This is a genomic window from Streptomyces endocoffeicus (genome assembly GCF_016741935.1).
Classification (GTDB): Bacteria; Actinomycetota; Actinomycetes; order Streptomycetales; family Streptomycetaceae; genus Streptomyces; species Streptomyces endocoffeicus.
In genome coordinates this window covers 11,572-30,412 of sequence record NZ_JAERRG010000015.1, presented here as the reverse complement: position 1 = coordinate 30,412, position 18,841 = coordinate 11,572, and the positions used below count along the sequence as shown (strand labels likewise).

General features: G+C 72.1%; 18 protein-coding genes. 8 read left to right on the top strand and 10 right to left on the bottom strand.

The window, feature by feature from the left end:
* Positions 1-57: 57 nt before the first annotated feature.
* Positions 58-1,677, bottom strand: coding sequence for an ATP-binding cassette domain-containing protein (locus JK364_RS31390; protein ID WP_201854733.1), 1,620 nt, complete (start codon positions 1,675-1,677; stop codon positions 58-60).
* A gap of 144 nt (positions 1,678-1,821) precedes the next feature.
* Here JK364_RS31390 and JK364_RS31385 point away from each other — a divergent pair, with 144 nt between their 5' ends.
* Positions 1,822-2,328 (top strand): Rieske (2Fe-2S) protein, encoded by a 507-nt coding sequence (locus JK364_RS31385; protein WP_201854732.1) that lies wholly within the window; start codon positions 1,822-1,824, stop codon positions 2,326-2,328.
* Here the strand turns inward: JK364_RS31385 and JK364_RS31380 are convergent.
* The gene (locus JK364_RS31380; RefSeq protein WP_230992795.1) at positions 2,294-3,046 is read right to left on the bottom strand and encodes a cysteine hydrolase family protein; all 753 of its coding nucleotides are present in this window, start codon (positions 3,044-3,046) and stop codon (positions 2,294-2,296) included. The genes JK364_RS31385 and JK364_RS31380 overlap by 35 nt on opposite strands.
* A gap of 56 nt (positions 3,047-3,102) precedes the next feature.
* On the opposite strand from JK364_RS31380, the gene JK364_RS31375 reads away from it, so the two are divergent.
* Positions 3,103-3,576, top strand: a complete 474-nt coding sequence (locus JK364_RS31375) for a pyridoxamine 5'-phosphate oxidase family protein (protein ID WP_201854731.1) — start codon at positions 3,103-3,105, stop codon at positions 3,574-3,576.
* Positions 3,577-3,597: 21 nt separating this feature from the next.
* Here JK364_RS31375 and JK364_RS31370 read toward each other — a convergent pair whose 3' ends face one another.
* A complete protein-coding gene (locus JK364_RS31370; protein WP_201854730.1) occupies positions 3,598-4,503 on the bottom strand; it encodes a LysR family transcriptional regulator in 906 nt (301 codons plus the stop codon).
* A 73-nt stretch (positions 4,504-4,576) separates the two neighbouring features.
* On the opposite strand from JK364_RS31370, the gene JK364_RS31365 reads away from it, so the two are divergent.
* The gene (locus JK364_RS31365) at positions 4,577-5,587 is read left to right on the top strand and encodes a DMT family transporter (RefSeq protein ID WP_201854729.1); all 1,011 of its coding nucleotides are present in this window, start codon (positions 4,577-4,579) and stop codon (positions 5,585-5,587) included.
* 149 nt (positions 5,588-5,736) lie between these two features.
* Here the strand turns inward: JK364_RS31365 and JK364_RS31360 are convergent, their stop codons facing one another.
* Positions 5,737-7,065, bottom strand: coding sequence for an aminotransferase class I/II-fold pyridoxal phosphate-dependent enzyme (locus JK364_RS31360; protein ID WP_201854728.1), 1,329 nt, complete (start codon positions 7,063-7,065; stop codon positions 5,737-5,739).
* Positions 7,066-7,101: 36 nt separating this feature from the next.
* Between JK364_RS31360 and JK364_RS31355 the strand changes: the two genes are divergently transcribed.
* Positions 7,102-7,803 carry a pyridoxamine 5'-phosphate oxidase family protein gene (locus JK364_RS31355; RefSeq protein ID WP_201854727.1) on the top strand — a complete coding sequence of 234 codons (702 nt, stop codon included), beginning with the start codon at positions 7,102-7,104 and terminating at the stop codon, positions 7,801-7,803.
* A gap of 64 nt (positions 7,804-7,867) precedes the next feature.
* On the opposite strand, the gene JK364_RS31350 is transcribed toward JK364_RS31355, so the two are convergent.
* Both JK364_RS31350 and JK364_RS31345 read right to left on the bottom strand, forming a co-directional pair.
* Entirely contained in the window at positions 7,868-8,857 is a 990-nt protein-coding gene (locus JK364_RS31350) for an EamA family transporter (protein ID WP_201854726.1), read from the bottom strand.
* Positions 8,858-8,906: 49 nt separating this feature from the next.
* Positions 8,907-9,416 (bottom strand): Clp protease N-terminal domain-containing protein, encoded by a 510-nt coding sequence (locus JK364_RS31345; RefSeq protein ID WP_201854725.1) that lies wholly within the window; start codon positions 9,414-9,416, stop codon positions 8,907-8,909.
* Between the two features lie 236 nt (positions 9,417-9,652).
* Here JK364_RS31345 and JK364_RS31340 point away from each other — a divergent pair, with 236 nt between their 5' ends.
* On the top strand, positions 9,653-10,081 hold the full coding sequence (locus JK364_RS31340) for a type II toxin-antitoxin system Rv0910 family toxin (protein ID WP_201854724.1): 429 nt from the start codon (positions 9,653-9,655) through the stop codon (positions 10,079-10,081).
* A 64-nt stretch (positions 10,082-10,145) separates the two neighbouring features.
* Here the strand turns inward: JK364_RS31340 and JK364_RS31335 are convergent, their stop codons facing one another.
* A complete protein-coding gene (locus tag JK364_RS31335; RefSeq protein WP_201854723.1) occupies positions 10,146-10,817 on the bottom strand; it encodes a PadR family transcriptional regulator in 672 nt (223 codons plus the stop codon).
* A gap of 224 nt (positions 10,818-11,041) precedes the next feature.
* On the opposite strand from JK364_RS31335, the gene JK364_RS31330 reads away from it, so the two are divergent.
* Complete coding sequence (locus JK364_RS31330; protein WP_201854722.1) at positions 11,042-11,866, top strand: PhzF family phenazine biosynthesis protein; 825 nt, start codon at positions 11,042-11,044, stop codon at positions 11,864-11,866.
* A gap of 28 nt (positions 11,867-11,894) precedes the next feature.
* Here JK364_RS31330 and JK364_RS31325 read toward each other — a convergent pair whose 3' ends face one another.
* Positions 11,895-12,635: a CPBP family intramembrane glutamic endopeptidase gene (locus JK364_RS31325; RefSeq protein ID WP_230992810.1), complete on the bottom strand. Its 741-nt coding sequence runs from the start codon at positions 12,633-12,635 to the stop codon at positions 11,895-11,897.
* Positions 12,636-12,782: 147 nt separating this feature from the next.
* Positions 12,783-14,285 (bottom strand): glutamate-cysteine ligase family protein, encoded by a 1,503-nt coding sequence (locus JK364_RS31320; protein WP_201854720.1) that lies wholly within the window; start codon positions 14,283-14,285, stop codon positions 12,783-12,785.
* Between the two features lie 448 nt (positions 14,286-14,733).
* Between JK364_RS31320 and JK364_RS31315 the strand changes: the two genes are divergently transcribed.
* Positions 14,734-15,321 (top strand): hypothetical protein, encoded by a 588-nt coding sequence (locus JK364_RS31315; protein ID WP_201854719.1) that lies wholly within the window; start codon positions 14,734-14,736, stop codon positions 15,319-15,321.
* Positions 15,322-15,584: 263 nt separating this feature from the next.
* Positions 15,585-15,791 carry a DUF5999 family protein gene (locus JK364_RS31310; RefSeq protein WP_037964925.1) on the top strand — a complete coding sequence of 69 codons (207 nt, stop codon included), beginning with the start codon at positions 15,585-15,587 and terminating at the stop codon, positions 15,789-15,791.
* Positions 15,792-15,882: 91 nt separating this feature from the next.
* On the opposite strand, the gene gcvP is transcribed toward JK364_RS31310, so the two are convergent.
* Positions 15,883-18,798: an aminomethyl-transferring glycine dehydrogenase gene (gcvP, locus tag JK364_RS31305; RefSeq protein ID WP_201854718.1), complete on the bottom strand. Its 2,916-nt coding sequence runs from the start codon at positions 18,796-18,798 to the stop codon at positions 15,883-15,885.
* Positions 18,799-18,841: the final 43 nt, after the last annotated feature.

The window sequence follows — 18,841 nt, the reverse complement described above, 5'->3', positions numbered from 1 at the left end:
GAACACGACGCGGCCGCGGATGAACGACCGCGCCTCGCGCCACTTCCCGCGGAGCGCTCAGCGGACCCGGTCGACGCGGCGCTCGTCCCAGACCGGCTCCGCCGTCTCGCGGACCACGCCGTCCGATCCGAAGACCAGATAGCGGTCGAAGGACCGCGCGAACCAGCGGTCGTGGGTGACCGCGAGCACCGTGCCCTCGTAGGCTTCGAGCCCTTCCTGCAGCGCCTCGGCCGACTCCAGGTCCAGGTTGTCCGTGGGCTCGTCCAGCAGCAGCGCCGTCGTCCCGGACAGTTCGAGCAGCAGGATCTGGAACCGGGCCTGCTGACCGCCCGAGAGCCGGTCGAAGGTCTGGTCGCCCTGGCGGTCGAGCTCATAGCGCCGTAGCGCGCTCATCGCGCGTCCCCGGTCCCGGGCGTGTTCGGTCCACAGGATGTCCACCAGCGTGCGCCCGAAGAGCTCCGGATGGGCGTGGGTCTGGGCGAAGTGGCCGGGCACGACCCGCGCGCCCAGCTTCCACTCCCCCCGGTGGGCGACGCTCTGCCCCGCCAGGAGCCGCAGGAAGTGGGACTTGCCCGAGCCGTTGGAGCCCAGTACGGCCACCCGCTCGCCGTAGAAGACCTCCAGGTCGAAGGGGCGCATCAGCCCCTCCAGCTCCAGCGCCCGGCAGGTCAGCGCCCGCACCCCGGTGCGTCCGCCCGCGAGCCGCATGGTGATGTCCTGTTTGCGCGGCGGCTCCGGTGGCGGCCCGGCCTCCTCGAACTTCCGCAGCCGGGTCTTGGCGGCCTGGTAGCGGGAGGCCATCTCGTCGCTGCGGGCCGCGTACCGCTGCATGTCCAGCACCAGCCGTTTGAGCTGGGCGTGTTTCTCGTCCCAGCGCCGCCGGAGCTCCTCGAAGCGCTCGAACCGCTCCTCGCGTGCCTCGTGGTAGGTGGCGAAGCCGCCGCCGTGCACCCACACGTCGCTGCCCGCCGGGCTCGGCTCGACGCTGACGATCCGGGCGGCCGCGCGGGCCAGCAGCTCCCGGTCGTGGCTGATGAACAGCACGGTCTTACGGGTCTCGCGCAGCCGCTCCTCCAGCCACTGCTTGCCCGGTACGTCCAGGTAGTTGTCCGGCTCGTCCAGCAGCAGCACATCGTCGGGCCCGCGCAGCAGCGCCTCCAGCACCAGCCGCTTCTGCTCGCCGCCGCTGAGCGTGCGCACCTCGCGCCACTGGGCCCGTTCGTACGGCACTCCGAGCGCGGCGGTGGTGCACATGTCCCACACGGTCTCGGCCTCGTAGCCGCGCGCCTCGGCCCAGTCGCTCAGGCTCTGGGCGTAGGCCAGCTGGGCGGCCTCGTCGTCCCGCTCCATGATCGCCAGCTCGGCCTCGTCCACCGCGCGGGCGGCCTCGCGGATCCGGGGCTGGGCCACCGACACCAGCAGGTCGCGCACCGTCCGCTCATCGCGCACGGAGCCGATGAACTGCGGCATCACCCCCAGGGAGCCGCTGACCGTGGCCGTGCCGCCGTGCGGCTCCGCCTCGCCGGAGACCAGCCGCAGCAGCGTGGTCTTGCCCGCCCCGTTGGGCCCGACCAGGGCGGCCACCGTGCCCTCGGCGACGCGGAACGACACATCGCCGAGCAGCAGCCGGCCGTCGGGCAGAAAGTAGGCGAGGTGCGCGGCCTCCAGATGTCCCATAGACCGGCATTCTCATGGCACGGCCGGGCGGTCGGCAAAGCGATTTTCCGGCCCGGCGCGCGAGGATGCCCGGGTTCGGCTGAACGCGGCGGCCCCGCCGTCCGTACAGAACCGTGAAACGTCCCCCTAGCAGGAGGCACCACCATGACGCAGTCGGCAATCCCCGGGCAGGGCACCACCCGCCGTGCCGTCGTCACCGCGGCCGGAGCGGCCGGGCTGGCCGCCACGCTTGCCGCATGCGGCAAGGACGACGACGGCGGTTCGGGCGGCGGCAGCGCGGACAGCGCCCAGGACGCCGGGGGCGCGCAGCCGTCGCAGAGCGCGTCGCAGAGCGCGGAGGGCGGCCAGTCGGGCGGCGGGGACGGCATGGAGCTGGCCAAGACCTCCCAGATCCCCGAGGGCGGCGGCATGGTCTTCAAGGACCACAAGGTCGTGGTGACCCAGCCCAAGGCGGGTGACTTCAAGGCGTTCTCGTCGATCTGTACGCACCAGGGCTGCTCGGTCGGCGATGTGAGCGGCGGCACCATCAACTGCCCCTGCCACCAGAGCAAGTTCGACATCACCGACGGCAGCGTGAAGGGCGGCCCGGCGCAGAAGCCGCTGCCGGGCGCGCAGATCAAGGTGCAGGGAAGTTCGATCTGGATGGCGTGACGGCCGTCTGCCGCCAGCAGGCGGCCACCTCGTCGGCCGTTGTGACGGCGGCCACGAGGGCGAGGGTGTGACGGACCATCGCCGGGGTGTACGAGGCGGGCACCCCGGCGATCGCGTCCTCGGGCACCACGGCCGCATAGCCGAGGTTGACGGCGTCGAAGACGGCGGCCGGGATCGCCACATTGGCCGACACGCCGGTGATGACCAGCGTGCGGCGGCCCAGATTGCGCAGCAGCGCGTCCACGTCGGTCCCGGCGATCGGCGAGAGACCGTGCAGCCGCCGTACGACCAGGTCCTCGGGCGCCACCGGAACCGGTTCGGCGATCTCCACCGCCGCGCTTCCGGTGAGCTGCCGGACCGGCAGCCGTTCGACGGCCCGGAACAGCGGTGCGTTGCGGCTCGCGCCGCGTCCGTCGGCGCGTCGCTCGGCCACCGCGTGCAGCACCTGGACGCCCGTGTCGTGGGCGGCCGCCACCAACTGGGCGACACGCCCGAGCGCACCGGACTCCTGGGCCACGGCGGCCAGTTCGGGCAGCGCGCTGTCCGGCCCCACCACACCGCGCTGGCATTCGACGGTGAGCAGGGCGCAGCCTTCCGGCCGGAGCAGTTCCACGAGGTCTTCGCGGGGGCGCGGGTGCGCGGCGTCTTCGCGTGGGGTCACGGCGTCTTCGTGGGGGCTCGGGGTCACGGCGCGGGAGAGTAGCGTCCCTTGCGTCATCAAGGAAGAGCCATCATCCTGTGCCCCACAACGGGTTACCGGGAGGTACAGGTCGGATGACCGTCACCCAGCGGCGAGGGCGCCGCATCATGATGAGCCAGGACGAGCTGGACGCCTTCCTCGCCGAACAGCGCATCTGCCGGGTGGCGACCGTATCCGCGGACGGACGGCCGCATATCAGCCCGCTGTGGTTCTGCTGGGACGGCACCACCCTGTGGCTGTACTCCCTGACCCGCAGCCGCCGCTGGGCCGAGCTGCGCCGCGATCCGCGGATCGCGGTGGTGGTCGACGACGGGCACGACTACGGCGAACTGCGCGGGGTGGAGCTCTCCGGCGAGGCGGTCCCCGTCGGCGAGCAGCCGCGCACCGGCGTGTCGTGCCCCGAACTCGACACGCCGGAGCGGATGTTCGCGGCGAAGTACTTCGGCCTGGACCTGGACGCCATGCCGCACGACGGGCGCCATGCCTGGCTGCGTCTGGTCCCCGAGGCGATCCGCTCCTGGGACTTCCGGAAGATGCCGCAGGGCTGAGCGGCCCGGGTCGGGGGACGGTCAGTCGATGATCTTCTCGCCGACCGACCGCAGCACCTCGACCGCCGCCCGGATCGACGGCCTGCGATCGGCGTCGGCGCGCCAGATCGCGTAGATGTGCCGCCGCATCGTGGGCTGGCTGACGGGCACCATCCGCACCCCCTCGGGCACCGGGCCGCGGCCCAGCCGGGGCACCACGGCGATGCCCAGCCCGGCGGCGATCAGCGAGAGCTGGGTGTGGTGCTCATGCGCGGTGTGCCGGATCCTCGGCTCGATGCCCTTGCCGCGCAGGGTCACCATCAGCCAGTCATAGCAGAACCCGCCCTTGGGCCAGGAGATCCACTCGTCGTCCACGAAGTCCTCCGGCTCGACCGCGTGCCGGCCGGCGAGGGGGTGGTCGGCGGGCATCGCGACATCCACCGGATCGTCCAGCAGGGCGGCCTTCACCAGCCCGCCGGGCATCGGCAGCGGTTTGTTGTACCAGTCCAGGACCACGGCCAGATCGATGTCGCCGCGCACCACCGAGGGCACCGACTCATCGGGCTCCATCTCCTGGAGCCGCACATTCAGCTGCGGATGCTCGGTGCGCAGCCGGCTCAGCGCGTCCGGGAAGAGACCGCGGACGGCGGTCGGGAACGCGCCCAGCAGCAGCTCGCCGACGGCGTGGCCGCGCTGCGCCTCCAGATCCGCCTGGGCCAGCTCCACCTGGGAGAGGATGCGCGCCGCGTGGTCGGAGAGCAGCCGCCCGGCGTCGGTGAGCCGGATCCCGCGCCCGTTCTTGGCGAGCAATTGCTGACCGGTCTCCCGCTCCAGCTTGGCGAGTTGCTGCGAGACGGCGGAGGTGGTGACATGCAGCCCCTCGGCCGCCCCGCTCACGGATCCGTGGCGGGCCACGGCGTGCAGCGTGCGGAGGCGATCCAGGTTCATGTAAGGAATACTACGCGATATCGCGAACGAATTCTCGCTTGTCCTAAGAGGTTGCGGCCTACATCGTAAAGGCATGACCTCAGCCGCCGCCTCGGCGCCCCCTGCCGCCGCCTCCACCGCGGAGCCCTCCCCCTCCGAACCCGTCCGCCGACCGCTCCTCGACTGGCGCGTCCGCTTCGGCGCGCTCTCCCTGGTCTGGGGTTTCAGCTTTCTCTTCATCAAGGTGGGCAATGAGGCGTTCGCCCCCTTGTACGTCACGCTCGGGCGGATGCTGTTCGGCACCGCCGTGCTGCTGGTCACGCTGGTGGTGAAGCGGGAGCGGCTGCCGCGCGGGGCGCGGGTCTGGGGCCATCTGGCGGTGGCCGCGTTCTTCCTGAACGCGCTGCCGTTCTCGCTGTTCGCCTACGCCGAGCTGACCATCCCCTCCACTCTGGCCGGGATCTGCAACGCCGCCTCGCCGCTGTGGGGGATGCTGCTCGCGGTGGTCGTGGTCTCCGACGACCGGCCGACCCGTCAGCGTGTCGCGGGCCTCGGGCTCGGCTTCATCGGCGTGTTGATCGTGCTGGGCGCCTGGCAGGGCTTCTCCGGCCAGGATCCGCTGGGAACGGCGCTGGCGCTGATCGCCTCGGCCAGCTACGCGGTCGGCTGGCAGTACGTCCGGCGCACGCTGAGCGACACCGGCCACTCCCATCTGTCGATGTCCGGCGGGCAGCTGCTGCTCGGCACGGTGCAACTCGCCCTCGTGGCACCGGTGTTCGCGACGACGCCCACCTCCTTCCCGGTCCTGCCCCTGCTCTCGGTGCTCGCCCTGGGCGCGCTGGGCACCGGGGTGGCGTTCCTGGTCCAGTACGGGCTCGTCGACGAGGTCGGCCCGACGACGGCGATGATGGTCACATACTTCGTCCCGGTGATCGCCACCACCGCGGGCGTGGCGATCCTCGGGGAGCACCTCACCTGGAACACGCCGGTGGGCGCCGTGATCGTCCTCATCGACGCGGCCCTGACCCAGCGGCGCTCCGGCGCGTCCCGGGCCCCGTCCGGCGGTCGTGGCCGAACCATACGGGTCCATCGCACAGGCTCCTGAGCAGGTCGGAGGAAGTCCGCTACGGTTCGGCAGCGCCCCGAAGGGGCGCGGGGCCGTGTCGATATGCGGCTCCGCCGCGCGGGCGCGACCAGCCACGACGGCGCCGCAGTCGGCCCGACCGACACATCGCGACACTTCCAGCGGAGCGCTCAGTCCAGCCGTCCCGATACCGTCGCCCCCACCGCCGCGGCCACCGCGTCGGCGACCGGCCCGATCTCGTCGGCGGCCAGCGGCGAGACCGTCAGCCGCACCCCCGGTGGCGAGGCCACGCGGAAGCGCGCCCCGGGGGCGACGGCCCAGCCCGCGGCCAGCAGCCGGGCGACCGCGCCGGTCTCGTCCGGGACCGGCACCCACACATTCATCCCGCCGTGCCCGTGCGCGGCGATCCCCCGCTCGCGCAGCGCCCGCACCAGCGCCGCGCGCCGCGTGTCGTACGACGCGGCCACCACCGCCGGATCGACCGCGCCCGTCCGCCACAGCCAGGCGACCGCGTCCTGCAGCAGATGGCTGACCCAGCCCGGGCCCAGCCGCTGGCGGCCGCGCACCCGGTCCAGGGTGACGGCGTCGCCGGTGAGCACGGCGAGCCGCAGATCGGGGCCGTACGCCTTGGCGGTGGAGCGGACCAGCGCCCAGTGGTCGGTGCCCCCGGCCAGGGGGCGCAGGGGGACGTCCACGATGCCGTGCCCGTGGTCGTCCTCGATCAGCAGCACATCGGGGTGGGCGGCGAGCACGCCCCGCAGCTCACGTGCGCGTGTCGCGCTCACCGCCGCGCCCGTCGGGTTCTGCGCCCGGTCGGTGACCACCAGCGCCCGCGCGCCCTGGGCCAGCGCGCGCTCCACCCGCTCGGGCAGCGGTCCGTCGTCGTCGACCCCGACCGGGACGGCGCGCAGTCCGAGCGCCGGGATCAGGTCCAGCAGACTGCCCCAGCCCGGGTCCTCGACCGCGACCGCGTCACCGGGCCGCAGATGCGCGGCCAGCACCCGCTCGATCGCGTCGAGCGAGCCGGAGGTGACGGCGACCGGCCCGGGCGGCACCCCGTCCGCGGCGAAGGCGGCCCGGGCGAGCTCGGCCACCTCGGGGACGACGTCCGGCGCGCCGTACAGCGTGGGGCGCTCCGCCGCGCGCGCCGCGGCCGCCGCGAGCGGCGCGCCGAGCGGGGGCAGCAGCGCGGGGTCGGGGTTGCCGCTCGACAGATCGCGCGCACCGGCGGCCTCGACGCCGATCCACTCGCGGGGCGTGCTGGACGGACGGGAGCGCACCCGGCTGCCCCGGCGCCCCGCCGTCTCGATCACGCCCCGTTCGCGCAGCACGCGGTAGGCGGCCGCGACCGTATTGGGATTCACGCTCAGCCGCTGGGCCAACTCCCTCAGGGGAGGCAGTAGTTGGCCCGGCGGCAGCTCACCGGCGCCGACCGCGCGCTCCACACTGGCCGCGATCTCGGCTGCGCGACGACCCGCGATCGGATATTCTCCTAGCACAAACGCTATTTTGCACTAGTGCAATGGAGGACGCAAATGCCCGCCCCGGACGCCACCGCCGCGACCAACGCGCCCGACAACGCCTACCCGCCGACCGACCGCACCGTGCCCACCCGCTCCCGCGAGCGCGCCTCGTACGACCGGGAGGTGGTGCACGCGATCCTCGACGAGGGCTACGTCTGCCATCTGGGCTTCATACGCGATGGCGCCCCCGTCGTCCTGCCCACCCTCTACTGCCGGGTCGGGGAGCGGCTGTACGTTCATGGTTCGACTGGGGCGCGGCCGCTGCGCATGGCGGGCGGGCCGGGGACCGAGGAACCGGGGCTGCCGGTGTGTCTCACCGTGACCCATGTCGACGGGCTGGTCCTGGCCCGCTCGGCGTTCCACCACTCCATCAACTACCGCTCGGTGGTGGTGCACGGCACCGCCCGCCCGGTGACCGATCCGGCCGAGCGCACCGCGGCCCTGGACGCCCTGGTGGACCATGTGGTGCCGGGCCGCGCCGCCGACTCCCGGCCCGCCAACGCCAAGGAGCTGGCCGCCACCGCGGTGCTCCGCCTCGACCTCGAAGAGGTCTCCGCGAAGCTCCGCACCGGCGGGCCCAGCGACGACGACGAGGACCTGGAACTCCCCCACTGGAGCGGTGTGGTGCCGGTGTCCCACACCTACGGCACGCCGGTCCCCGCCGACGACCTCGCACCCGACACGCCGGTGCCCGGCTACCTCACCCGGCTCTGACCGGGCCGCCCCGCCGCCCTCCGGGGCTTCGCTCATGTCGTGGCACGCGGGGCGGCGGGGCCGGTCATCCCCGCGCCGTGAACTCCCGATCCCCCTCCACCGGCGCCGAGGCGGCCACCGGCTCGGCCGCCGCGGCCTTCGGGGTGGAGGTCTGGGCGATCAGGGCGCCGGCCAGCACCACCGCACCGCCGACGACCTGCGCCACGCCCAGGTGCTCAGCCAGCAGCACCCATGCCAGAACGGTCGCGATCACCGCCTCCAGACAGGCCACCACCCCGGCCACCTGAGGCGAGAGCCGACGCACCGACACCACCCCGGTGAGATACGCGAGCACCGTCGCCACCAGCACGATCCAGGCGAGCAGCGCCGCCGCGGGGACACGGGAGCCCGCCAGGTCGGCGCGCCCGGCGAGGACCGTCCAGTCCATGCCCCAGGGGCGGCTGACCACGGTCAGCACCACGGCCCCGATCAGCAGTCCATGGGCGATGACACCGAGCGGATCCGCCGGGTCCTGGCCGTCGCTGCCGTGGTCGGAGAGGACGAAATAGCCCACCTGACAGAACGCCGCGCCGAGGGCGAGCAGCACTCCGAGGGGGTTGAAGCTCAGCCCGGACCAGGCCTCCACCACACAGGCGAGTCCGCCGACGGCCAGCACGACCCCGACCGCCGCGGCCCGGCTCACCGGCCGCCGCTGGACGAACCGCACCCACCCCAGCACCAGCGCGGGCGCGAGGTATTCGATGAGCAGCGCCACGCCGACGGGGATCCGGGAGAGCGCCGCGAAAAAACACGCCTGCACCCCCGCGACGGCCAGCAGGCCGAAGCCCACCAGCAGTCCGGGGCGGCGGGTCAGCAGCCCGCGATGGCGCCAGGCCAGGGGCAGCAGGACCAGGGCCGCGCCCGTCACCCGCAGCCAGGTGACCTCGAGCGGCGCGAGCCCCGCCTCGATCAGCGGTTTGGCGGCGACACCCGATCCGCCGAACGTGAACGCCGACAGCAGGGCGAGCCCCAGGCCGGCATTCCTCTGCTGTGAGTGATCTCCGGATACGCGCACCGGGCCATCATGTCAGCTCGCGTCAGCACCGTCACCCCTGTGACTGCTGTCAGATTTCCCCCTCCAACGCGCTGACCAGTGGCGCGACGGCGACACCCGCGCGCCGCAGCACTTCCATGGCACGACACTCCCGGTCACGGACGAACGCGGCGAGCAGATCGAGGCCGTCGGCGCGGGACGCGCCACGGGAAGCGGCGCGGCGGACCGCCGTATCGAGGGCGGCCGCCGCGGCGGGCGACCATCCGGCCAATCCGCTCCCCTCCGACGGCACCGCCCCCGAGTCCTCGACGCCGCCGCTCCACCGGAGCCCGTAGCCGATGGCGCGCTGCACCAGATACCCCAGCAGCCGGATCACCTGGGGCAGGCCACCGGGAAACGCGTCCCGTACGTCCGGGTCGGACTCCAGGAGGCCGTGCAGCAGATGGGCGGTGTCGATCTGCGCGTCACCGTCGCGTACGGCGCGCCGGCGGGCTCCCGCGATCACGTCGGCCACCGCGTCGCTCACCCGGTCCTCGCATCCGGTGTCGTCCGGGCCGGCGGAAAGGGTAGGACTTTGCACACTCTCACCCCATCAGTCCCTTCGGACCGGAGCATCCTCGCCGGGAAGCATGTGCGCATCCCACCGTGGTTGGGCGTGGATGACCGGTTCTCCTCCTCGGGGAGGAGAGGGGCGGAGACCGACCCTGACGGACGGGAACTGATGACCCGTCAGTATTGAATGTTCCGCGGCCCGGGGCTACGTTGCCCGGCACCGTCGCACCACACCCCGCAGCAACGCGCCGAAGGGACTCCCTCATGGCCGAGGTCAGCGCGCAGACACGCATCGAGGCACCGGCCGAGAAGGTCTGGGCCCGGCTGACGGACTTCTCCACGTACGGCGACTGGAACGCCACCCACACCGGCTTCCCGCAGGGCGGCCCGGCCACACTGGAGGTGGGGGCCACCTATCAGGAGAACATGAAGCTGATGGGCTTTCCGGCCGAGGTGACCTGGACCGTCGAGGAGTGCGAACCGGCCCGGCTGCTGACCACCCGGGGCAAGGGCCCGATGGGCGTGAACCTCACCATGCGCTACTCGCTGACACCGGACGGCGATGCCACCACGGTGCGGATCGACGGGGAGTTCACGGGGGCGGCGGTCTCCTTGATGGCGGGGAAGCTGAAGGACTCGGCGTCCACCGCGCTCAATGAATCGCTGCGCAAGCTGAGCGCACTGGTCGCCTGAACTCCCCCGCCTCCCCCGCCCCGCTCCGCCGCCCCCGCGCGGCCGTACCCCCCTCCGACGGGGCTCAGCTCTCGCCGCCGCGCTCGGCGTCGCCGTTCGCCGCCTCCTGCTCGGCGAGGATGAGATACAGCCGCTTGCGCGACTCATTGATGACGGAGACGGCCTTCTGCCGCTGCTCCGCGCTGCCGGTCCGCCAGACCTGGGCGAACGCCTCCATCAGCCCGAAGCCCGCCTGGCGGACCTCCTGCATGGCCTCCCAGTCGATACCGCGTCCGACCTCCTCCCACGGGGCGGCGGGCACCGCCTCGGCCTCGGCGCGGCCGGCGTCGGTGAGCGCGAACAGCTTCTTGCCGCCCTCGCTCTCGCTGCCGATCAGCCCCTCGTCCTCGAGCAGCTGAAGGGTGGGGTACACCGAGCCGGGGCTGGGCCGCCAGGCTCCCCCGCTGCGCTCGGTGATCTCCTGAATCATCTCGTAGCCGTGCATCGGGCGGTCCTTCAGCAGGGCCAGGATCGAGGCGCGCACATCGCCGCGCCGCGCCCGGCCGCGCATCCCCCGGCCACCCGGTCCGCCGCGGCCACGGCCGCCGAACGGGGGGCCACCGAAGGGCGGACCGTCGAACCCGGGGCCGAACGGGCCGAACGCCGCGCGCCGCCCCTCACGCCCCTCGCCTTCGCCCCAGCCACGGTGGCCGGGTCCGCAGTGCTCACGTCCGTGTCCATGTCCATGAGAACGCATCGTGACGCTCCTTTCTATCGTCGATCCATCACGACACTTCAACGATATATCGGAACCGATCGGATGCCAACCCCCTTCTCCCGCCACGCCGAGCCCCTCGGGCACCCTGAGGGCCGATTCCCGCACCGCGGCTCCCTCATCGCCCGCCCTGCCCTGCCCCGAAAGGAGCCACATCCGGGCGATTGGCCATGGCCCACCCGCCGCCCGCCGCCTACGGTCGGCCTATGCGGATACGAATCGTCGACGCGTTCACCGACCGCCCCTTCGCCGGAAACCCGGCCGGGGTCGTCCTCCTCGACACCGACGCCTTCCCGGACGACCACTGGCTCCAGCAGGTCGCCGCCGAGGTCAACCTCGCCGAGACCGCCTTCGCCCACCCCCTCCCCCGGGCCGCGGAGGCCGACTGGGCGCTGCGCTGGTTCACCCCGGTCACCGAGGCACCCATGTGCGGCCATGCCACGCTCGCCACCACCCATGTCCTGAAGGCCACGGGGGCCGCGACCGGCACGGTCCGCTTCGCCACCCTCAGCGGGGTGCTGTCGGCGACGGCCGACGACGGCGGCTCGATCACACTGGACTTCCCCACGGCCTCACTCGCCGAGCTGCGAGTGTCCGAGAAGACGGCCGAGGTCGGCGCGGCGCTCGGCGCCCGGATCGTGTCCGCCCAGCAGGCCGGCCCGTTCATCGACGACCTCCTGATCGAGGTGGCCGACGAGAAGACCGTGCGCGCTCTGGCCCCCGATCTCGCCGCGCTCAAGCGGATCAGCCACCGGGGCGTCATCGTGACGGCGGCCGCCGAGGACCCCGGGCGCGGCTATGACTTCGTCTCGCGGATGTTCGCCCCGCGCGTCGGCATCGACGAGGACCCGGTCACCGGCAGCGCGCACACCGCGCTCGCGCCCTACTGGTCGGCCCGGTTCGGCCGTGACGAGCTGACGGGGCTCCAGGCGTCCGCACGCACCGGCCTGGTCCGCACCGCGCTGCGCGGCGACCGTACGCTGCTGACGGGCGGCGCCGTCACCGTCATCGACGGTGAGCTGCTGACCTGAGGCCCGTCGCACAACGCCGGACGGCGGGTCAGGCCGTGGGCAGCCAGTCCACCCGGCCCGCCAGCGCGGCGTATCCGACGAAGGCCACGATGTCGATCAGCGCGTGGGCGGCGACCAGCGGCCCGACCCGCCCCCAGCGGCGGTAGAGCAGCACGAAGACCACGCCCATCGCCATATTGCCGAAGAAGCCGCCGATCCCCTGGTAGAGGTGGTACGAGCCGCGCAGCACCGAGCCGGCCAGCAGGGCGGCCATCGGGGTCCAGCCCAACTGCCCGAGCCTGCGCAGCAGATAGCCGACCACGACCACCTCCTCCAGCACCGCGTTCTGCACGGCGGAGGCGATCAGTACGGGGATCTTCCACCAGACGTCGGGCAGCGACTCGGGCACCACCGTCAGATTGCCCCCGGCGGCCCGCGCCCCGAGGTACAGCAGCAGCCCGGTGCCGCCGATCGCGGCCGCGATCGCGGCGCCCCACGCCAGGTCGAACCGGGGCCGGTCGCGGTCGAAGCCGATCACCCGCAGCCCGGCGCCCTCGCGCAGCAGCAGATGGGCCACGAGCGCGACCGGCACCAGCGCGGTGGTGATGCCGAACAGCTGCCAGGCGAGATCCAGCCAGGGCCGCCCCGGCGCCGCGGACGAGTTGAGATTGGCCGCCTGGTCCTTCAGCCCGCCCGGTTTGGTCACCGAGCCGATAAAGCTGATCAGCGCGGACAGCCCGCTCGCGCCCAGGGACAGCGCCAGCACGAGCAGCGTCTCATTGCGCAGCATCCGCCGCGAGAGCCCGTCCTCGACCACGGGCAGCTCCGCGCCCCGCGCCTGTGACCGCACTCCTGTCCCCACTTCCGTCTCTCCGCCTCATCGGTGCACCCGCCCCGTTCACCGGACAATACGGGGTCATGGTCCACGGTGGGGGCGTCACCCGGAGAGATCGGTGGGCCAGGTGTGCACCGGTGCGTCGGTCCGCATCAGGGCGCAGTAGCGGCGGGTCATCGCCGCGAGGGCGGCTTCCCGGTCCAGTCCGCCGCCCAGCGCCCGGTGGTAGGTGGCCGCCTGCCAGGACGCGCCGTTGACCCCCAGCTTGCAGCGCTCCTCGATCACGCCGAGGTAGCGGTCGCGGTCGGCGGGCTCCACGCCCCAGGAGTCGAGGCCGGACGCGGCGAGCGGCAGCAGTTCCTCGCGGACCAGCCGTACGGCGGAGGTGCGGGTCAGGGACGCCGAACGGCCGGATTTGGGCCACTGCAGGACGGCGTCGATGCCATGCCGGCAGGCCGCCTCGAAGTTGGCCGCGGCGGCCGCGAACGGCAGCCTCGTCCACACCGGACGGGACTCCTCGGCCAGCGCCCTGACCAGCCCGTAGTAGAAGGCGGCATTGGCGATGACATCGGTGACGGTGGGCCCGGCCGGGAGCACGCGGTTCTCCACGCGCAGATGCGGCACACCGTCCACGACGTCGTAGACGGGCCGGTTCCAGCGGTAGATCGTGCCGTTGTGCAGCGCCAGTTCCTGGAGCTCGGGCACCCCGCCCTCGTCCAGCGCCCGCAGCGGGTCCTCGTCCTCGCCGGTGGAGAGCAGCGGCGGGAAGTAGCGCAGATTCTCCTCGAACAGCTCGTAGGCGGAGTCGATCCAGCGCTCGCCGAACCAGGTGCGCGGGCGCGCCCCCTGGGCGGCGATCTCCGGCGGGCGCACATCGGTGGCCTGGAGGAACAGCGGCGGCCGGGATTCGCGCCACACCTCGTGGCCGAAGACGAAGGGGGAGTTGGCGCCCACCGCGATCTGCACGGCGGCCACCGCCTGCGCCGCGTTCCACGCGTCCGCGAAGCGGCCCGGGGTGACCTGCAGATGGAGCTGGACGGAGGTGCAGGCCGCCTCGGGGGCGATGGAGGAGCTGGCGTAGGTGAATCGCTCCCGGCCCTCGATGTCGATGAGGAAATCCTCACCACGGGCGGCCAGCATCTGCTCATTGAGAAGTTTGTAACGGTCGTCATAGGAGAGGTTCGTGGATCCCAGATCGTCCGCGGCGAGAGTTGGCAGAATTCCGATCATCACGATCTCGGAAGACACTTCCCGCGCCTTGCGGTCGGCATATGACAAACCGGTTCGGAGCTCTTCGGAGAGCTGATCGAGAACGCGTCCGTGCAAACGGTGGGGCACGATGTTTACTTCAAGATTGCACTGCCCGAGTTCGGTCTGGAAATCATGACTCCCGATGCGCTCCAGAACCTCCGCGTTCATCATCCTCGGCAGCCCGTCGGCCCCGGCGAGATTCAGCTCGATCTCCAGCCCCATCAGATTCTTCGGGCGGTCGAATCGCTTGTCGGCCAGGAGCCGGCCCAGCCCGTCGAGGCACTGTCGCAACCGGACGCGCTGCCGTCGCCGGCCGGACGGGTCGAACTCACCGGCTATGAGCTTCTCCCCCATCGAAGCGTCCCTCCTCTGAGTGGATCATCGGCGCCGGGCGTGTGCACACCACGCTCGATGATGCCCACCAATGTGATCGATAACGCCCCGCGATCCCCACCCAGCCGGTAGGCTCTGTGAAACTGCGCATTGCGCTGGGGAAATGGACCAGCGAGTTCCAGCCTACCGCGCGGGCCTCAAAATGCCAGGTCATATCCGTTCATCTGGCACTGAATCGGGGAAAATCCCCGCGTTCCCGGGGTCCGGATATCCTCTTGTCGGCGATATCGGCAGCGGCTAGACGAAACACAACGGGAACACTTGTCGTATAAACTCGGCTAACGAGGCAGAGAGATAACGCCCGAACGGTCTGTTCCGGCTCCCCTCTGACCCGTGTTCCACCGACAGCGCCGCCCAAACCCGGCCCGCTATCGCTTCACCGTGTCTTCAAAGCGAGAGGCGACCCACCATGCCGCTGCATGTGCCCCAGGCCCCCGCGCCCGCCCTGCGCAGCGTCCTCACGGCCCTTGACTCCCCCACCGCCGTCCGCGAGGCCCGCACCCCCGTGCTCTCCACGCTCACCGGCCCCTTCCAACCCGAACTTCCGCTCCCCGTCCATGTCCTGGACGACATCACCGCCCCCGACGCCCCGCCGCGCACCCGGCTCACCGGCTGGCGATTCCTGATCCGCGACGGCGACCTTACGGTGGCCGCCGCCGAGGCGATGCTCACCGCCGACGGCTGGGCCTTCTCGCACTTCTCCGAGGGCCCCTACGTCAGCTCGGCCGAACTCGCCCTGAGCGAGGCCGAGTCACTGCCCTCGGCGTATCAGCCGCGGCTGCTGTCCATCCCCGAGCTCTACATGGTCACGCTCTGGCTGCACGGCGACCTGACCGCGGACGGCGCCGAAGGCGGCCTCGGCGCCGGGGACCTGCTGGTGCCGCTCGCCCCGGCCCCACCCGGTATCGCGGCCCACCGGGCGCACCGCGCAACAGATCTGCTGCCCGTCCTCACCCATCGGCTGACCCGGGCTCCCTTGCTTGGCTCACCTGTCTGACCTGGTCCTTCATCAGATTGGGAGCGCCCCGTGACCGCCGGGTCACGGGGCGCTCCGCAGCATCCTCGTAACAGTCCGGCCGCGATGAACCGTCCGGACGGGTGATGCGTCATTATCTAGCGAGACCGGTACCGCGAAATCCCTGCGGATTCCAGGCCGCAGGGCAACACTGGAGCAATCGACCGACTCAACCACGGGGGGCGGCCATGAACGCCGCAGCGAGCCGCAGGACCTTCACCACTCCGCAGCGAAAGAACCCTGTCATGTGCCAGCATCAACCACCCTGCCCGTCAGCCGACTCCGCCGACCGGGAGGCCGCCCATCTCGTGGCGCACCACCCGGAGCAGGGATGGAGCCTGCTGTGCAACGGCGTCCTGCTTTTCGAGGACACCGGTGAGCTGCTGCCGGACGGGCGTGTGATCGCACCATGCCGACCGCTGGGTTCCGAGCACGTCGTCACCGCGGCCTGACCTCCGCCGTCGACGGCACGTAACTATCAGGGGCCGGCCCGGCGCATTCGCCGAACCGGCCCCACTGACGCATCGCCGGGCTCAAGGCCTCTCAGCCCTCGTAGGACTCCAGCGGCGGGCAGGAGCAGACGAGGTTACGGTCCCCGTAGGCCCCGTCGATCCGCCGCACCGGCGGCCAGTACTTGTCGGCCGCCGAGACCCCGGCCGGGAAGACCGCTTCCTCCCGGGAGTACGGGTGGTCCCACTCCGCGGTCAGCGACGCCGCCGTATGCGGGGCGTTCCGCAGCGGATTGTCCTCCTTGGCCCACTCGCCGGAGCCGACCTTCTCGATCTCGGCCCGGATGGCGATCATCGCCTGGCAGAACCGGTCCAGCTCCGCCAGATCCTCGCTCTCGGTCGGCTCGATCATCAGCGTCCCGGCCACCGGGAACGACATCGTCGGCGCGTGGAAGCCGTAGTCGATCAGGCGCTTGGCCACATCGTCCACGGTCACACCGGTGGCCTTGGTCAGCGGACGCAGATCCACGATGCACTCATGGGCCACCAGGCCGCCGGGGCCGGTGTAGAGCACCGGGTAGTGCGGCTCGAGGCGCTTGGCGACGTAGTTGGCGCCGAGCACCGCGACCTGGGTCGCGCGGCGCAGCCCCTCGGCACCCATCAGCCGGATGTACGCCCACGAGATCGGCAGGATCCCCGCGGAGCCCCACGGCGCGGCCGAGACCGGGCCGACGCCGGTGGCCGGTCCGGCGGCGGGCTGCAGCGGATGGTTGGGGAGGTAGGGCGCCAGATGCTCGCGCACCGCGATCGGGCCGACGCCGGGGCCGCCGCCGCCGTGCGGGATGCAGAAGGTCTTGTGCAGGTTCAGATGCGAGACATCGCCGCCGAACCGGCCGGGCTCGGCGAGCCCGACCAGCGCGTTGAGGTTGGCGCCGTCCACGTAGACCTGGCCGCCCGCGTCGTGCACGGTCGCGCAGATCTCCGTGATGTGCTCCTCGAACACCCCGTGGGTGGAGGGGTAGGTGACCATCAGGACGGCCAGCTGGTCGCCGTACTGCTCGATCTTGGCGCGCAGGTCGTCGGTGTCCACCTCGCCGTCCTGGCCGGTCTTGACCACGACGACCTTCATACCGGCCATCACGGCGCTGGCGGCGTTGGTGCCGTGCGCGGAGGACGGGATCAGGCAGACGGTGCGCTGGGTGTCCCCGTTGGCCCGGTGGTAGGCGCGCACCGCCAGCAGTCCGGCGAGCTCGCCCTGGGACCCCGCGTTCGGCTGCAGCGAGACCTTGTCATAGCCGGTGACCTCGGCCAGCCGCTCCTCCAGCTCACGGATCAGGGTCAGATAGCCCTGGGCCTGCTCGGCCGGTGCGAAGGGGTGCAGCGCGCCGAACTCGGGCCAGGTGACCGGCTCCATCTCGGTGGTCGCGTTGAGCTTCATGGTGCAGGAGCCCAGCGGGATCATGCCCCGGTCCAGGGCGTAGTCCCGGTCGGCCAGGCGCCGCAGATAGCGCAGCATCGCGGTCTCGGAGCGGTGCTGGTGGAAGACCGGGTGGGCCAGATAGCCGTCCTGGCGCAGCAGGGTCGCGGGCAGCGCGTCCGGCGCCGAGGCGTCCAGCTCGTCGATCCCGGGGATCCCGGAGGCGTCGCCGTTGCCGCCGTCCACCCCGAAGGCGGACCATACGGCGGCGAGCTGCGCGCGGCCGGTGGTCTCGTCGCAGGCGATGCCGACGTGGTCGGCGTCGGTCAGCCGGAGGTTGACCCCCGCCTCGCGGGCCGCGGCGACGACCTCGGCGGCCCGGCCCGGCACCCGCGCGGTGAGGGTGTCGAAGAACGCGCCGTGCACCACCTCGACGCCACCGGCCCGCAGCCCCTCGGCGAGCACGGAGGCGTAGCGGTGGGTGCGGCGGGCGACCGCCGCGAGTCCGTCCGGGCCGTGGTAGACGGCGTACATCCCGGCCATCACGGCCAGCAGCACCTGAGCGGTGCAGATGTTGCTGGTGGCCTTCTCCCGGCGGATGTGCTGCTCACGGGTCTGCAGCGCCAGCCGGTACGCCTTGTCGCCGTCGGCGTCCACCGAGACCCCGACCAGCCGGCCGGGGAGGTTGCGGGCGTAGGCGTCGCGCACCGCCATGAAACCGGCGTGCGGTCCGCCGAAGCCCATCGGGACGCCGAACCGCTGGCTGCTGCCCACCGCGATGTCCGCGCCCAGTTCGCCGGGCGAGGTGAGCAGGGTGAGCGCGAGCAGATCGGCGGCGACGGTGACGACGGCGCCCAGCTCATGGGCGCGCTCGATGACCGGGCGCGGATCGCGCACCGCGCCGGAGGCGCCCGGGTACTGCAGCAGCACGCCGAAGACCCCGCGCTCGGCGATCTCGTCCGGGATGCCCTCGGCCAGGTCGGCGACGAGGACCTCGACACCGGTCGGCTCGGCGCGGGTCCGTATGACCGCGGTGGTCTGCGGCAGACAGTCGGCGTCGATCAGGAAGACGCCCTCCTTGACCTTGCCGACGCGCCGCGACAGCGCCATCGCCTCGGCGGCCGCGGTGGCCTCGTCCAGCAGCGAGGAACCGGCCGTGGGCAGCCCGGTCAGATCGGCGACGACGGTCTGGAAGTTCAGCAGCGCCTCGAGCCGGCCCTGGGAGATCTCCGGCTGGTAGGGCGTGTACGCGGTGTACCAGGCGGGGTTCTCCAGCACATTGCGCAGGATCACCGGCGGGGTGTGGGTGCCGTAGTAGCCGAGGCCGATCATCGACGGCAGCGCCTGGTTGCGGTCGGCGAGCGCGCGCAGCTCGGCGAGGACCTCCGGCTCGCTGCGGGCCGACGGCAGGGCGTCCAGCGCCCCGGTGCTCTTGATGACGTCCGGTACGGCTGCCTCGGTGAGCTCGTCCAGCGAGCCGAAGCCGACCTGGGCGAGCATCTTGGCCTGTGCCTCGCCGTCCGGGCCGATGTGACGCCGCTCGAACGGAGTACTGGATTCCAAGTCGGAGAGTGCGATGCGATTGGCGGTCATCTGCGGGGGCCTCCTGGTCTGTGACGACCTACGAGGGGCACCG

Excerpts from the sequence above, each read along its gene's own strand:
- JK364_RS31340 (WP_201854724.1), top strand. The coding sequence starts at position 9,653 with ATGGCCGAGGTCAGCGCGCAGACACGCATCGAGGCACCGGCCGAGAAG.
- JK364_RS31385 (WP_201854732.1), top strand. The coding sequence starts at position 1,822 with ATGACGCAGTCGGCAATCCCCGGGCAGGGCACCACCCGCCGTGCCGTC.
- JK364_RS31390 (WP_201854733.1), bottom strand. The coding sequence starts at position 1,677 with ATGGGACATCTGGAGGCCGCGCACCTCGCCTACTTTCTGCCCGACGGC.
- JK364_RS31365 (WP_201854729.1), top strand. The coding sequence starts at position 4,577 with ATGACCTCAGCCGCCGCCTCGGCGCCCCCTGCCGCCGCCTCCACCGCG.
- JK364_RS31320 (WP_201854720.1), bottom strand. The coding sequence starts at position 14,285 with ATGGGGGAGAAGCTCATAGCCGGTGAGTTCGACCCGTCCGGCCGGCGA.
- JK364_RS31310 (WP_037964925.1), top strand. The coding sequence starts at position 15,585 with ATGTGCCAGCATCAACCACCCTGCCCGTCAGCCGACTCCGCCGACCGG.
- JK364_RS31375 (WP_201854731.1), top strand. The coding sequence starts at position 3,103 with ATGACCGTCACCCAGCGGCGAGGGCGCCGCATCATGATGAGCCAGGAC.
- JK364_RS31330 (WP_201854722.1), top strand. The coding sequence starts at position 11,042 with ATGCGGATACGAATCGTCGACGCGTTCACCGACCGCCCCTTCGCCGGA.
- JK364_RS31355 (WP_201854727.1), top strand. The coding sequence starts at position 7,102 with ATGCCCGCCCCGGACGCCACCGCCGCGACCAACGCGCCCGACAACGCC.
- JK364_RS31370 (WP_201854730.1), bottom strand. The coding sequence starts at position 4,503 with ATGAACCTGGATCGCCTCCGCACGCTGCACGCCGTGGCCCGCCACGGA.
- JK364_RS31380 (WP_230992795.1), bottom strand. The coding sequence starts at position 3,046 with ATGACGCAAGGGACGCTACTCTCCCGCGCCGTGACCCCGAGCCCCCAC.
- gcvP (WP_201854718.1), bottom strand. The coding sequence starts at position 18,798 with ATGACCGCCAATCGCATCGCACTCTCCGACTTGGAATCCAGTACTCCG.
- JK364_RS31325 (WP_230992810.1), bottom strand. The coding sequence starts at position 12,635 with ATGCTGCGCAATGAGACGCTGCTCGTGCTGGCGCTGTCCCTGGGCGCG.
- JK364_RS31315 (WP_201854719.1), top strand. The coding sequence starts at position 14,734 with ATGCCGCTGCATGTGCCCCAGGCCCCCGCGCCCGCCCTGCGCAGCGTC.
- JK364_RS31335 (WP_201854723.1), bottom strand. The coding sequence starts at position 10,817 with ATGCGTTCTCATGGACATGGACACGGACGTGAGCACTGCGGACCCGGC.